Origin of the sequence: Mammaliicoccus sp. P-M58, from assembly GCF_022386165.1 — a bacterium.
GTDB lineage: Bacteria > Bacillota > Bacilli > Staphylococcales > Staphylococcaceae > Mammaliicoccus > Mammaliicoccus sciuri.
On record NZ_JAJNJI010000010.1, the window covers coordinates 35,339 to 51,098 of the forward strand.

The window sequence follows — 15,760 nt, forward strand, 5'->3', positions numbered from 1 at the left end:
CATATTTGTTTGGAAAGGTAGTATCGGTCCAGAAAAGGGAAATATGGACCAATACGAAAAATTATCGGTCCAGAAACGGGAAATATGGACCGATAAAAAAATTTACCGGTCCAGAAATGAGATTTGCAGGCCGATAAATAAAAATATCGACCCAAAAACCTCACCTCACTATAATCAACTGTCCAATCACAACAATAAATCTTCCAAATCTGCATAAAATCTACCTATTATAAAAGACTTCCGTAATACTACGGAACTTTTCGATATGCTACTCATTTATGAAAACGTTTACAATAAAATTGTATTAAGAAATGTTTGATTAAAGGAGGAAGGTTTCAATGTCAAAACTACCAGAGGATTTTTTATGGGGAGGTGCTGTAGCGGCGCATCAACTTGAAGGTGCTTGGCAAGAAGATGGTAAAGGAATCAGTGTTGCAGATGTTATGACTGCAGCTTCTCACGGGAAACATCGAGAAATTACAGACGGCGTTATTGAAGGTAAATATTATCCAAACCATGAAGCAATTGATTTTTATCATCGATATAAAGAAGACATTCAATTATTTAGTGAAATGGGCTTTAAATGTTTCAGAACTTCGATTGCATGGTCGAGAATTTTTCCGAATGGCGATGACCAAGAACCTAATGAACAAGGTTTAGCATTCTATGATGATTTATTTGATGAGTGTTTGAAGCACGGGATCGAACCTGTCGTAACATTGTCTCACTTTGAATTACCTTATCATCTTGTAACTGAATATGGTGGCTTTCGTAATAGGAAAGTGATTGATTTCTTCGTTCGCTTTGCAACAGTTTGTTTTGAAAGATATAAAGACAAAGTTAAATATTGGATGACTTTCAATGAGATTAATAACCAAGCTAACTTTGATGAAGATTTTGCGCCATTTACGAATTCAGGCGTGAAATATCAACCTGGTGAAAATCGTGAACAAATTATGTATCAAGCAGCACATTATGAATTGGTTGCGAGTGCTCAAGCAACAAAAATTGGTCATGACATTAATCCAGAATTTGAAATAGGGTGCATGATAGCAATGTGTCCAATATATCCAGCAACTTGTAATCCGAAAGATATCTTAATGGCTCAAAAAGCGATGCAAAAGAGATATTACTTTACGGATGTCCATGTTCATGGTGCATATCCAGGTTATATGACACAGTATTTCAAAGATAAATCTTTCAATTTAGATATTACAGATCAAGATATTGAAGATTTGAAACAAGGCACAGTAGACTACATTGGCTTTAGTTATTACATGTCATTCGCAATTTCACATGAAAAATCTAACGAAAAATATGATTATGTTGAAACACGTGATTTAGTAAAAAATGACTATGTACAAGCTTCAGATTGGGGATGGCAAATTGACCCTGAAGGCTTAAGATATGCGATGAACTGGTTTACAGATATGTATCATTTACCATTGTTTATTGTTGAAAATGGCTTCGGTGCAATTGATGAACTTGGTGAAGACGGCGTTGTTCATGATGATTATAGAATTGAATATTTAAAAACACACATCGAACAATTTATCAAAGCTGTCGATGAAGATGGTGTCGATTTAATGGGATATACACCATGGGGTTGTATAGATTTAGTATCTGCCGGAACGGGCGAGATGAAAAAGAGATACGGCTTTATTTATGTAGATAAAGATAACGAAGGTCATGGTACGTTAGACCGTTCTAAAAAAGATTCATTTTATTGGTACAAAAAAGTTATTGCAAGTAACGGAGAACAATTATAACATTTGGAGGTTTTTATTATGAAAAAAGCGTTAATTATATGTGCAGCAGGTATGTCATCATCACTTATGGCTAAAAAAACAACGAGTTACTTACAAGAAAAAGGACATGATATTGAAGTCGATGCCGTTTCAGCAAATGAAGGCGGGAAAATGATTGAAAAACAATCTTTCGATTTATATTTAGTGAGTCCACAAACTAAAATGTATTTTAAAAAGTTAAAAGAAGCTGGAGATAGAGTTAATAAACCAGTAGTAAATATCCCGCCACAAGCGTATGTTCCAATTCCAATGGGCATTGAAAAATTGGCAAGTGTAATTTTGCAAGACATAGAATAATCAGTATAATATTCTCTATGAAATGAGGGAAGCTTATGCTTAGTCAAAGAGAAATAGATATACTCAGTTATTTATCACAGCGACGTAATGAATTTGTCAAAAGCTCAGAAATTGCAACGATCTTGCAACTCTCAGATAGAACGATTCGAAAATATATCAAAACCCTTAAACCTGAAATTGAAAAAAATGGTGCAACTTTGATTGCTAAACAAGGGTATGGTTATCAACTCAAAATCAATTTAATGATTGAATTTGAAAACTTTTTAAAAAGATATTTAAGCACTAAATCTGTGAATCAAGAAAGTATCAATGATTCAAAAGATAGACAATATTATATTTTGAATTTATTACTTTTTAATAAGACAGCTATTACGATTGAGCAATTAAGCGAACAATTATTTATCTCGAGATCCACAATATCTCACGATATCGCAAATATAAAAAAGGTTATTGGACAATATAACTTAGAACTCGTGAGTAAACAGCAACATGGAATTGTAATTGCTGGAGATGAACGAGATAAAAGACATTTTATAATGGATTATTTCTTAGGAAATAGTTTTTTTCATTCTATTAATAAATATTTTCAAGATACGCCACTTTTGCAGCAAATTAATATGGAAGAGTTGGCAATCATTGTTGTAGATGAAACGAGAGAATCTAAAGTATATTTATCAGATTATATACTCCAAAATCTTGTACTACATTTAGGACTGATGATTAGAAGACTGTTAGATGGGCATTGTTTAAAAACAATTGCTTCTAATGAAGAGATATTAACAGAAAATGAATTGTCAGTCGCGAGAAAAATTTTAAATCGTGTTGAACGTATTTATCAAATATCGTTTCCAGAAGAAGAAGCGAAGTATATCAGTTTGCATATTATGAGCAAAGGTTCAAAACAACAAGAAAGCGATGAAGAGAGTGATTTATCTCATCGTGTGTCTCAAATATTAGGAAAAATAGAAACAGATTTTGGATTTCCAATGTCGTCAGACAGTCAATTATTGTATGGGCTTGTTACCCATTTACAACCGTTGATTAAACGGATTCGCAATAATATCCACTTGGAAAATCCGATTTTGAATGACATTAAATCACAAAATGAAGCGTCACTTACGATGACAAAAAAATATTTTGGTGAATTAGAAGAGTTAAAAGACCAAGATGTCAGTGAAGGAGAATGGGCGTATTTAACATTACATTTACTTGCAGCTATTGAAAAATATTACCAAAGAGAAAAGTTAAATGTCCTCGTTATTTGTGCAACTGGTTATGGTAGTGCACAGATGTTAAAGGTTCGAGTAGAAAAAGAATTTAGTTTGCAGATGAATATCATTGATGTGATTAGTTACTATGAAATAACAGACGAAAAATTAGAAAATATTGATTTAATTATTTCATCTATTGATTTATCAACCATCGTATTTAAAGTACCTGTCATACAAGTGAATGTATTACTCAATGATCAAGATATTAAGAAAATTAATACATTTGTTCATCATCATGATTCAAAATTCTTATATAATCATGTGTTAGAAGAGAATATGGCACTTGAACAATATAGTTCTTTCTTTAGTCAATATTGTAGTGAACATGCGTTTAATTATATCGAAGAACCAATCACTAAACATCAGCTATATCAGCTTTTGATCAAGCAATTAAGTATTAAAGAAGAGCCTTGTTTTGAAGAGAAGTTGAAACGACAACTTCGGTATAGAGAAGAGTTGAGTACAGTTGTATTCAGTGATGAAGTAGCTGTTCCACATACAGCACAGCCAGTTGGAGATTATTCAAGTATAGCCGTAGCACTTGTGCCTGGCGGGGTGTATTGGAATGAACAGTTTCCAAATATTAAGCTAATCATTATGTTATCACCTTCAAAATATAACGACAATGAGCTCAAAACGATCATCGATATTATCGTGAACCTCATAGATTCAGATGACAAAATTTCTGAACTTATGAATTGTAAGGATTATAACAGCTTTAAAAACTATATGATTGGTCAATATCACAAGTAAAGGGAGTTAGTCTATGGAACAAGAAGAAATTCAAGTTGTTGCTTTTGAAATTATTTTACATAGTGGGACTGCGCGTACAAATATACATGATGCTTTTAAAAAGATGCGTGAAAACAACTATGAAGAAGCGGAACAACTATTAGATGAATCAAACCAAGAGATTACGCTAGCGCATCAATCTCAAACGGATTTACTACAAAAATATGCATCAGGTGAGTCTATTAATATGGAAATTATTATGGTTCATGCACAAGATCATCTCATGACAACAATGACGTTAAAAGAAGTCGCAATTGAGATGTTGTATTTGTATCAAAAAGTAAATGATGCAGTATAAACGAGGGATGAAAAATGGATCAAGAAACAAAAAATAAAATTGAAAAAAATAGAAGAGAAACAAGTCTCAAAGCTATGTACTTCAATCGATTTTTATTAGTGAGATATATGTCTGCTTTGTTCTTCTTTTCTAATTTATATTGGTTTTTTACACTTGTGATGAGTCGCTCTTTAGCATTGATACTGCCACTTGTGTTGATGATTGTGATTTTGATCAGCGTTGCAGAACAAGTCAGAATGTATGGTAATCATACAAATCAAGCGAAATATACTTATTATTGCTTTTTAAGTATAAGCGCAGTCAATCTATTGCTTATACCAATTATATTATTCACACCATTATTCCAATATTTATATCCATTTATTGTGGATCAATCAGCATCTCGACTTTTCGTAGTTGGCATATTGGTATGTGGTTTATGCATCAGTGGATTCATCTTATTTAGATTACACAATATTCGACACAATAAAGACTGGCATTATAAACGACTACAAAGATTTGAAAATGCACTGAATTAATCAAAGAAAAGGGGTCTTGATATGGGATCAGAAAATAAAGTTTTTGCTTTTTTAGAGAAGTATTTAATGGGTCCAATGGGGAAAATTGCTTCATTTAGAATTGTAAGAGCGATTATGGCAGCTGGTATGGCATGTATACCTTTTACAATTGTAGGGTCAATGTTTTTAGTGTTAAACGTTATTCCACAGACTTTTACGTTTTTAGAAGGATTTTGGAATAGCACATTTTTAAAAATTGGTGATTTGTACATGTTAGCCAATAAAGCAACGATGGGGATACTAGCCTTGTATTTCTGTTTAGTTATTGGTTATGAATATACTAAAATTTACGCAGATGAAGAAGATTTAGATGTTAATCCACTTAACGGTGCATTATTGTCTATGTTTGCTTACTTTATGGCCATTCCACAGTTAGTAATGGATGACGGTAAAATGGTCTTAGTTAATATTATGAAAAAAGATGTCAATATCTTTAATGGTTGGGAAATGTCTGGTGATGGTGTCAGTAGGCTAGGTACGACCGGGATATTCACAGCAATTATCATGTCTATTATAGCCGTTCAATTATATAGACTATGTGTGAAACGTCAATGGATTATTAAAATGCCAGAAGCGGTACCAGAAGGGGTTTCAAGATCATTTACAGCATTAATTCCAGCATTCTTAGTTGCTTTCGTTATACTGGCGTTTACGGGAATATTAGTAGCTTTTGATACGGATATTTTCAAAATTATTGCTGTACCATTTGGATTTGTTGTTAACTTAACAAGTAGTTGGATTGGTATACTCGTGATTTACTTCTTAATTCATGCACTTTGGATTGTAGGTATTCACGGCGCAAATATTATCAGTGCTTTTATTACACCAATTGTTTTATCAAACATGCAATTAAATATTGAAGGGGCGAATATTCCATTTGCAGGAGAATTCCAGAACTCATTCGTGGTTATGGGTGGATCAGGTGCGACATTAGGACTGTGTGTGTTTATCGCATTTTTAGCTAAATCAGAGCAGCTACGTGTATTAGGAAAAGCATCATTAGCACCAGGATTATTTAACATTAATGAACCACTTGTATTTGGATTACCAATTGTTTATAACCCATTCTTAGCCATTCCATTTTTCCTAGCACCAATGGTATCAGCTTCAATAGGGTATTGGACAATTAAATTAGAACTTGTGAAACCAATTATTGCACAAGTACCATGGCCATCACCGATTGGATTTGGGGCATTTATTGGAACAGCAGGAAGTCTAATGGCAGTACTTGTTTCATTAATTTGTGGATTTGTAGCATTCTTAATTTGGTTCCCATTTATTAAGATATATGATAAAAAATTAGTAGAACAAGAAAAAGGAAACGACGCATTAATATAGAAGTTTGAGATGAAGAGGCAACGCTGAGGTGGCGTTGCCTCTTCCTTTTTGTGTTGTGTGATTTCTGGACCGATAAATGGAATTACCGGTCCAGAAACGGGAAATACGGACCGATAAATGGAATTACCGGTCCAGAAACGAGAAATACGGACCGATAAAAAAATTTACCGGTCCAGAAACGAGAAATACGGACCGATAAATGGAATTACCGGTCCAGAAACGAGAAATACGGACCGATAAATGGAATTACCGGTCCAGAAATGAGAAATACGGACCGATAAAATAAATTACCGGTCCAGAAACGGAAAATATGGACCGATAAATGGAATTACCGGTCCAGAAACGAGAAATACGGACCGATAAAATAAATTACCGGTCCAGAAACGGAAAATATGGACCGATAAATGGAATTACCGGTCCAGAAACGGGAAATATGGACCGATAAAAAAAATTACCGGTCCAGAAATGAGAAATATGGACCGATAAAAAATTTATCGACCCGAAAATGGAATTACCAGGCCTATAAAAAAATTTATCGACCCGAAAACGGGATTTACAGTTCGATAAAATAAATTATCGACCCGAAAACAGGATTTACAGGTCGATAAAAATAAATATCGACCCGAAAATCCACCCCCGCCACTCGTTACCACTTTTATTTCGGATACAAAAACAATTTTAAATAAATTCTTAAAAAGTGCAGAAAAAATATAATTCTATAGTATAATTAAATTTGGTCGAAATTTATTTAGGAGGTCCATTATGAAAGAATTCTTCCAATATTATAAACCCTATAAAGGATTGTTTTTCTTAGATTTTGGTTCGGCTGTTTTCGTAGGTATTCTCGAATTGGTGTTTCCACTTATAACGAGTATATTTATTGACCAGCTATTGCCAACTAAGAATTGGAGTTGGATTGTGATTTTTGTTTTTCTTTTATTATTCATATACGTTGTTGAATCTGTATTAAAATTCATCGTGACGTATTGGGGGCATAAACTGGGGACTAATATTGAAAGAGATATTCGTAATGAGCTTTATGAGCATATTCAAAAAATGAATTTTGGATTCTTTGATAACCAAAAATCAGGTAAAATCATTGGGCGATTAACGAACGATTTAATGGATATTGGAGAAGTTGCTCACCATGGACCTGAAGATGTGTTTGTAGCTGTGATGACGCTAGTCGGTTCATTTGTCATTATGTTGACGATCGATGTGAAACTTGCGCTTATTACGTTCTGTGTTGTACCGATTATTTTTGTATTAACGATTTACTTTAATCAAAAGATGTCAGGTGCTTTTAAGAACTTATTTAGCAATGTTTCGAGATTTAATGAGCTTATTGCTGATAATGTTGGTGGTATGCGTCTTGTACAAGCATTTACAAATGAGGGTCACGAATTAGCAAGATTTAAAAAGGTCAATGATAATTTTAGAGCGACAAAATTAAAAGCATATTCATATATGTCTTGGAACTTGTCAATTAGTCATATTGCTCAAAAATTAACGTTAATCTTTGTGCTGATTTTAGGAAGTTATTTTGTATTAAATGGATCGTTGTCATATGGTGGATTTGTAGCGTTTATTATGATTACAAATCTGTTATTTAAACCGTTAGAGTCTATTAATATGGTTATTGAACTATTTCCTAAAGGTATTGCAGGATTCAAAAATTTCAAAGAAATTGTAAATATGGATCCAGAAATTAAAGATAATGACGACGCTATCGAATTTATAGATGAACCAGATACAATTGAATATGAAGGTGTATCATTCAAATATTCAGAGAAATTAATCTTAAATCAGCTTTCTATCAAAATTGAACAAGGTGAAAAAGTAGCACTAGTAGGACCGAGTGGGGGAGGTAAAACGACAATTTGTTCGTTATTACCAAGGTTCTACGACCCGTTACAAGGTAAGATTAAAATCAATAATCGAGACATTAAATCTTATAAGTTGGAATCATTAAGAAAACAAATTGGTGTCGTACAACAAGATGTATTTCTTTTCGGTGGAACATTAAGAGATAATATTATTTATGGTAATTTAAATGCGACAGAAGAAGAAATTAATTACGCAGTTGACCAAGCACAATTAAGAACGTTTGTAGATGAATTGCCAGAAGGTTTAGATACTGTAGTTGGGGAACGCGGTACAAAATTATCTGGTGGACAAAAGCAACGTATTTCAATTGCGAGAATGTTCTTGAAGAATCCGCCAATTATTATTCTTGATGAAGCAACAAGTGCTTTAGATGTTGAAACAGAAAATAAAATACAATCAGCATTTAAGAATTTATCACGTGGTCGAACTTCACTGATTATTGCACATAGACTGAGTACAATTAGACATGTCGATAGAATTGTATATATCGAACAAGGTCAAATTCAAGAAATGGGCAGTCATGATGAACTCATGGATAAAGGTGGTAAATACAAAGATTTATACATGTCACAGTTTGAACAAATTGATGAATTTTAACATATTACCAGAGATCTTTTTGAAGAAAAAGGTCTCTGTATTTTTATATTTTGAGCTAAATAATAGACTTTCATTTCAAAGCTGTTATTATAGAGTGGTAATATCTATGATTAAGAGGTGTAACATGAAGATTTCTAAAGGATCAGATTATGGGTTACATGCATTGGCATATTTAATTGCTAAAAGAGACCAACAACCCATCAATGTTAAAAGTTTATCTGAAACGTTAAATGTATCTGTAACATATTTATCTAAAATATTAACGCAATTAGTAAAAGCAGGTGTTATTAAATCTGCATCTGGTGCAAAAGGTGGTTATTACTTAGTTAATAATTGGGAAGATATAACTGTCTATGATATTATTACAGCAATTGATGGTCATCAAAGTACGCTTGAAGATAGTTTTGATCACGGTCCAGAATGTAAAATACAAGCGATATTAACTACAGCTGAAGATGAAATGACGCAAGCTTTAAAAAATAAAACTTTAAAAGATTTAATGTAAGTTAAATCTTTTTTTATCTATCAATTATAGATATTACGACTCTATAATAGTTATGAAAGGTGGAAATACTATGTTTGATTGTATCGTAATAGGTGGAGGGCCAGCAGGATTAGCGAGTGCACTCACATTAGGAAGAGCTTTGAAGAAGACATTAGTTATAGACAATAATAATGCGAGAAATAAAGTGACACAGCATTCACATGCATTTTTAACACAAGACGGTGTAAGACCTGAAGAATTGAGAGCTAAAGGAGAACATGATGTTGATCAATATGATGATGTAACACGTATCAATGACACTGTGTTAAACATATTGAAAGAAGAGCATTATTTTATTGTTGAAACAGCCAATCAACAATATAAAGCTAAAAAAATTATGGTATGTACAGGATTGCGAGAAACACTACCAGAAATTGAAGGGTTAAAAGAAAGTTACGGCAAATCTGTCTTTTATTGTCCATGGTGTGATGGGTATGAATTGAGACATCAACCATTACTAGTAGCTGTTCAACCTGAACATGTGAAACATATGGCGATGCTCATTAACAATTGGACAGACGATATCGTTATAAGTAGTCGTGATTTTTCATTATTAACTGAAGAAGATAAAGCGTTTATTGAAAGTAAACATATCACATTAGTGGAAAGCGAAGTAGCGGAATTTAAACATCATGAAGGACAAATTAATGAAGTTATCTTTAAAAATAGTGAACGTATCAATAGAAGTGGTGCAATAATTGGTGTGAAGTGGGATACTGATTTTGAATTTTTAAAAGCGCTCAATATTGAAAGAGAAGATAACGGAAAAATAAAAATTAACGAGTTAGGTGAATCATCTGTACCAGGGTTATTTGTAGCGGGTGAAAGTAAAGATTTCATGGCATCTCAACTTATAGACGCAGCAGCAAATGGTAATCAAGTCGCAAAATTTGTAGCAATGCAAATCATTATGGAATCATAAAAAAGGAGTAGGACGAAAAATATAGTCCTACTCCTTTTTTTGCTTATTTTTTAGTTATTTTAATATTAATTTCAAAGTCACCGAATTGAACATTTTGATGTTCAGAATCTGAAGTTGGTTGAAGTATTGTGTTCTCAACTCTGCATAACTCTTGGATTAAAGCGTTCTTCTTCTGGGTCTTAGCTATTGAGCCTGAAAAGCTTTTTGGTGGATTTGCCTTTAATTCTAATAGTTCTGATAAAATATCGTCTCTTGTTCTCATACTTATTGCCTCCTAATTTGATAGTTACAATAAAACAGCTCATCTTAAGATTAAGAAGAGCTGTTTAGAGAATCTTCTTATCTTTCAAGTTAAACTTGTTGGATTTAGCACAGTACATACGCCTGTTGCTGAGGTTTCATCGGGCCAATTCCCTCCGCCTACTCTTAATAAGACTACGAGCTATTTTATTGTTTCTTTATCATAACGAATTAATTGTATTTTGTCTATTTTTTAAAATCTAAATGTTTAAAAATTTTAAGAAGGTCTATATATTAAATGAATATGAAGCATAGGAGGAATAGAATATGAAGTATAAAATGCTTTCTTTATTATTGTCAGCAGGTATCGTGTTAGCAGCATGTGGTAATAGTGACGATGATAACAATGATAAAAAAGATAATCAAAATGATGAAAAAACTGAACAAACAACTAAAGAAAATAGTAACGACGATCAAAACACAGATGATGATCAAAGTTCTGACAAAGCAACTGAAAATACAGTGAAATGGGATGACGTTAAAGTTTCTCCAGAAGATGCTGTAAAAGCTGCTCAAAAAGAATCAAAAGGTGAACTGAAAGATCTATCGTTTGAAAAAGAAACAGGCGATTGGAGTTATAAAGTTGAATTAGTTGATGGAACTAATGAAAATAAAGTACTGATAAATGCAGATGATAAATCTGTTACGAATGTTGAAAAAGAACAAGAAGATAGTGATGATAATGATCAAACATTCAAATTATCTGATGTTGCAAAATTTGAAGATGCACTTAAAGTAGCACAAGACAAAGCCAAAGGTGATATTAAAGAATGGTCACTAAGTGAAGATAACGGCAAACTTGTTTATTCTATTGAATTAAAAGAAGGTAATAAAGAATCAACAGAATTTACAATTGATGCCAAGTCTAAAGAAATTCTCGAACAAGAAACTGATTAATTTATTAATAGGCATAGGATAATTCATTTTATCCTATGTTTTTTTGTGCTCTCTTAATGATTATCATTATCAATTAATGATTCCAAAGAAATCCTAAAAAAAATTAAGGTTTCTAAATACTATAGGTACAGACTTATATTTGTATTTTTCATGAATTCTATAAAATTTTTATTGACTATTACACATTATAGGCATAAATTAAAGATGATAATGATAATCAATTAGATGGGGAGTGTTATGATGAAAAAGTTAGCAATAACTTTATTAGCAAGTACTTTAATTTTAACAGCGTGTGGGAATAGCGCTGATAAGAAAGAAAATGAAGATAAAAAAGAAACAAAGGAAACGAAAAAATCTGAAAAAGCGGACTTCTCTAAAGAAACAAAAGCTTATAAAGATTTTACAACAGAACAATTGGATAAATTCTTAGCAGATACTGAAAAATTCGTTGAAGCGGTTAAAGCAGACGATATCGAAAAAGCGAAAGAAATTTATCCTACAGCACGAATGTATTATGAAAGATCTGAGCCAGTTGCTGAAAGTTTTGGTGATTTAGATCCGAAAATTGATGCACGTTTAGCAGATATGAAAGAAGAAAATAAAGAAGACGAATGGTCAGGTTATCACAAAATTGAAAAAGCACTATGGGAAGATAATACTACTAAAGATATGGCACCAGTAGCTGATCAATTATTAAAAGATACGAAAGAATTACGTGCAAAAGTAGATACAGTAGATGTTACACCTAAATTAATGTTACAAGGTTCAATCGACTTATTAAATGAAGTATCTAGCTCTAAAATTACAGGTGAAGAAGAAATTTATTCACACACAGATTTATATGACTTTAAAGCAAACATTGAAGGGGCAGAAAAAATCTTTGAAATATTTAAAGATAAAGTAGCAGATAAAGATAAAAAGCTTGCTGACACAACACAAGAAAGATTTGATAATGTTAATAAATTATTAGATCAGTATAAGACTAAAGATGGTGGATATGAAGATTATACGAAACTATCTAAAGATGAAACGAAAAAACTTTCTGAAGCTGTTGATAAATTAGGGGAATCTTTAAGTCAAATGGCTGTTATTACGGAGTGATGATTGATGTCTAATAATGAAAATCATATAGCTAGAAGGGATTTTCTAAAGCTTGCTGGTGTTGGAGGTGCAGGTTTACTGATAGGTTCTACTGGTGTAGGTGGTACTTTTCTTGCATCTCAATACTTTGCTAAAGATAAAAAAGGCGTAAAAAATAAAATCAATTTTTATGGTAAATACCAGTCTGGCATCACGACAGAACAACAAAAACATATTTACTTTGTCGTTCTGAGCATTAACAAAATGTCAGTTTCAGATGTTAAAGAAATGTTTAAAGTATGGACAAATTATAGTGTCCATTTAATGAATGGTGAATATGTAAAAGAGCTTGGTAAAAACAAAATGTTACCAAGTCCAGATACAGGGGAGGCGATTGGCTTAGATGCCAGTCGTCTGTCTCTTACTTTTGGTATAAGTCCTTCATTCTTTGAGAAAGTTGGATTGAAAAAGCATAAACCAGATTTATTAAAAGATTTACCACATTTTCCTAAAGACCAAATTGATGACAACTATTCAGGTGGAGACATTTGTATACAAGCATGTTCAGATGATCCGCAAGTTAATTTTCATGCTATCAGAAACTTAATTAGAGTGGCTAAAGGTGAAGTTTCAATGAAGTGGAGCCAAGCAGGATTTAACTCATTTGAAGAGAAAGATGGTAAGAAAGAAACGCCTAGAAATTTATTCTCTTTTAAAGATGGAACAGGTAATCCTGATGTCCAAAATAAAAGTGATTTGAATGAATATGTCTTTATACAAGATGGTTGGGCTAAAAATGGTTCATATTTAGTCGCAAGAAGAATTCAAATGTTGTTAGAAACATGGGATAGAACGGCTTTAGGTGAACAAGAAGCCACATTTGGTAGATACCGTCATTCTGGTGCACCAATTGGTAAAGAAAAAGAATTTGATACATTTGACCCGGATATTAAAGACAAAAATGGCGAGAACTTGATAGAAAAAGAGTCACATGTCAGTTTAGCAAAAGCAGCTAAAACGAATTTATTAAGAAGATCTTTTTCATATTCAGATGGTATAAATGCAAACACAGGCGCTTTTGATGCAGGATTACTCTTCCTATCATTTCAAAAATCACCTGAACAATTTATTAAAATCCAAAGTAAAATGGGTGCTATTGATAAATTAAATGAATATATTACACATCGAGGTTCAGGTATTTTTCTATGTTTACCAGGTGTCCAAGAAGGAGGATATTTAGGTGAAACTTTATTCAATCGTATTTAGTTTAGTCGCAATACTATTTATGCTGTTATCTTTGACCGCTAAAGCAGAAACGAGTTTAAGTGATATTTATATTAGTGTGACAGATGCTAAATCGGCGATACAAGATAAAGACGAAAAGGCATTCGACAAGCATTTCAAAGAGATTAAAGATAATTGGCAAAGTACGAATAAAAAAGACCATAAACTTGTGGAAAAAATAGATCAAGATATCGAAAAAGTTGAAAAATCAACGTCTCAAAAAGATAGAGAAAGTGCGTTAAATACACTGACTTCTGATTTAATTGATTATGAAAAAGTATTAAATCCTGTTGATAAACAGAAGAAACGAGATCAGTTACAAAATGAAATGCAGCCATTGATTAAAAATATAACAAAGGCGATTTCAGATAAAGATTTTGAAAAGGCAAAAACGATCAACAATCAATTAAATGCGACTTGGACAAAGAATGAAAAAATTGTTCGAGAAGAAGATATTGGTAGATATGGTCAAGTAGAAACAGCATTAATGTTTACAAGAATTGAATTAACGAAAGATAAAGTAGACGCTAGTAGTGCACAAATGCAAGTTGATCAATTGAAAAAAGAACTTGATGATTATCATGCAGGAAAAAAATCAGATGCTAAAACAAGCGATCAAGATGTTAATATTTTAAATGAACATTTAGATACTGCGATTAAAAATATAAAAAATGATGATTTAGCTAAATCAAAGCAAGCTTTACAACAATTTATTATTGCATGGCCAAATGTTGAGAGTGAAATTAGCACGAGAAATGGTGCGTTGTACACTAAAATAGAACAGAAAATTCCTCAATATGCAGGTCAACTTGATGAAGATAATAAAGATGACATTGGTAGCCAGTTAGAAACGCTCAATCAAGAAATTAAATCAACTATTTCTAAGACGAGCTATACATTTTGGGATGCAGCTTTAATCTTATTACGTGAAGGTGTAGAAGCACTGCTCATTATTATGGCATTGCTTACTGTAACACGTAAATCTGAACAAACAAAAGCATCAAAATGGATTGTTACAGGTAGTGTTATCGGTATTGTATTAAGTATTGCGTTAGCTTTCATATTTAAAGCAATATTTGAAAACTTAGGTTCAACAAGAGAGTTAACAGAAGGTTTAGTAGGTATAGGATCTGTGATATTAATGATCATCGTAGGTATCTGGTTGCACTCTAAATCAAGTTTAGATTCGTGGCAAAACTTCATCAATAAAAATATGGATAAAGCCATGTCTACGGGAAGTATCGTTACTTTCGGGTTAGTCGCTTTCCTATCTGTATTTAGAGAAGGTGCAGAGACGATTATCTTCTATTTAGGTATCGTTGGGAAAATCTCAACATGGTCATTAATATTAGGTATTATCGTCGCATCCGTCATACTGGCGTTAATCGCAATCTTCTTTAACCAAATTACAAAATGGATACCAATACATCGTTTATTCTTTATCATGTCATTATTCATATTTATATTGGCATTTAAAATATTAGGCGTAAGTATTCATACATTACAAATATTAAACATAGTACCACAACATACAATTAATCACTTACCATTTATAGATTTAATAGGATTTTATCCAACATACGAAACATTGATACCACAATTAGCATTAGTTATTTTAGTTGTGATTTACTATACAATGAGTAAGAAAAAATAGAGTAATTTAAAACGCTAAGACAAAAAGAATTGTCTTAGCGTTTTTAGTGTGTCGCCAAAGTCTTAGACTTTGGCGACATTTTTTATGCGCATGCTTCCGCGGGCATGTTCTCAGCTTGTAGTCTTCGAATCATGCTGTTCCCGCAGGAGTTAGCGCTAAAAAATACCATTTGAAATGATTTATGTTTCAGATTTAGTACTTAAAAATCAATTTAGTTTTCGTGGTAATTGACAT

The 15,760-nt window shown here is 32.4% G+C and carries 14 protein-coding genes and 1 riboswitch; of the genes, 13 read left to right on the top strand and 1 reads right to left on the bottom strand.

Going from position 1 to position 15,760, the window contains the following annotated elements; translation table 11 throughout:
- Positions 1-338 precede the first annotated feature (338 nt).
- The 9 genes from LQ694_RS11250 (at position 339) to LQ694_RS11290 (ending at position 10,311) form a co-directional block, all read left to right on the top strand.
- Positions 339-1,769, top strand: a complete 1,431-nt coding sequence (locus LQ694_RS11250; RefSeq protein WP_096791073.1) for a 6-phospho-beta-glucosidase — start codon at positions 339-341, stop codon at positions 1,767-1,769.
- A gap of 18 nt (positions 1,770-1,787) precedes the next feature.
- Positions 1,788-2,105, top strand: a complete 318-nt coding sequence (locus LQ694_RS11255; protein WP_037589330.1) for a PTS cellobiose transporter subunit IIB — start codon at positions 1,788-1,790, stop codon at positions 2,103-2,105.
- Between the two features lie 35 nt (positions 2,106-2,140).
- On the top strand, positions 2,141-4,129 hold the full coding sequence (locus LQ694_RS11260) for a BglG family transcription antiterminator (protein ID WP_065380953.1): 1,989 nt from the start codon (positions 2,141-2,143) through the stop codon (positions 4,127-4,129).
- A gap of 13 nt (positions 4,130-4,142) precedes the next feature.
- Positions 4,143-4,466 (top strand): PTS cellobiose transporter subunit IIA, encoded by a 324-nt coding sequence (locus LQ694_RS11265; RefSeq protein WP_049319638.1) that lies wholly within the window; start codon positions 4,143-4,145, stop codon positions 4,464-4,466.
- Between the two features lie 14 nt (positions 4,467-4,480).
- Entirely contained in the window at positions 4,481-4,984 is a 504-nt protein-coding gene (locus LQ694_RS11270) for a hypothetical protein (RefSeq protein ID WP_049319639.1), read from the top strand.
- Positions 4,985-5,005: 21 nt separating this feature from the next.
- Positions 5,006-6,361: a PTS cellobiose transporter subunit IIC gene (gene celB, locus LQ694_RS11275; RefSeq protein WP_049319640.1), complete on the top strand. Its 1,356-nt coding sequence runs from the start codon at positions 5,006-5,008 to the stop codon at positions 6,359-6,361.
- Between the two features lie 759 nt (positions 6,362-7,120).
- Positions 7,121-8,845, top strand: coding sequence for an ABC transporter ATP-binding protein (locus LQ694_RS11280; protein ID WP_058611566.1), 1,725 nt, complete (start codon positions 7,121-7,123; stop codon positions 8,843-8,845).
- Positions 8,846-8,969: 124 nt separating this feature from the next.
- Entirely contained in the window at positions 8,970-9,350 is a 381-nt protein-coding gene (locus LQ694_RS11285; protein WP_058611565.1) for an RrF2 family transcriptional regulator, read from the top strand.
- 70 nt (positions 9,351-9,420) lie between these two features.
- A complete protein-coding gene (locus LQ694_RS11290; protein WP_096791074.1) occupies positions 9,421-10,311 on the top strand; it encodes an NAD(P)/FAD-dependent oxidoreductase in 891 nt (296 codons plus the stop codon).
- Between the two features lie 43 nt (positions 10,312-10,354).
- Here the strand turns inward: LQ694_RS11290 and LQ694_RS11295 are convergent, their stop codons facing one another.
- Positions 10,355-10,573 carry a hypothetical protein gene (locus tag LQ694_RS11295; RefSeq protein WP_049319643.1) on the bottom strand — a complete coding sequence of 73 codons (219 nt, stop codon included), beginning with the start codon at positions 10,571-10,573 and terminating at the stop codon, positions 10,355-10,357.
- A 74-nt stretch (positions 10,574-10,647) separates the two neighbouring features.
- Positions 10,648-10,747, bottom strand: a riboswitch (SAM riboswitch).
- Positions 10,748-10,878: 131 nt separating this feature from the next.
- On the opposite strand from LQ694_RS11295, the gene LQ694_RS11300 reads away from it, so the two are divergent.
- The 4 genes from LQ694_RS11300 to LQ694_RS11315 all read left to right on the top strand — a co-directional run bounded on the left by LQ694_RS11300 (position 10,879) and on the right by LQ694_RS11315 (position 15,526).
- Entirely contained in the window at positions 10,879-11,508 is a 630-nt protein-coding gene (locus LQ694_RS11300) for a PepSY domain-containing protein (protein ID WP_058611562.1), read from the top strand.
- 240 nt (positions 11,509-11,748) lie between these two features.
- Positions 11,749-12,609 (top strand): iron uptake system protein EfeO, encoded by an 861-nt coding sequence (gene efeO, locus LQ694_RS11305; protein WP_058611561.1) that lies wholly within the window; start codon positions 11,749-11,751, stop codon positions 12,607-12,609.
- A 6-nt stretch (positions 12,610-12,615) separates the two neighbouring features.
- Complete coding sequence (gene efeB / locus LQ694_RS11310) at positions 12,616-13,854, top strand: iron uptake transporter deferrochelatase/peroxidase subunit (protein ID WP_058611560.1); 1,239 nt, start codon at positions 12,616-12,618, stop codon at positions 13,852-13,854.
- Positions 13,829-15,526, top strand: coding sequence for an FTR1 family iron permease (locus LQ694_RS11315; RefSeq protein ID WP_096791076.1), 1,698 nt, complete (start codon positions 13,829-13,831; stop codon positions 15,524-15,526). Before efeB ends, LQ694_RS11315 begins: the two co-directional genes overlap by 26 nt.
- Positions 15,527-15,760: the final 234 nt, after the last annotated feature.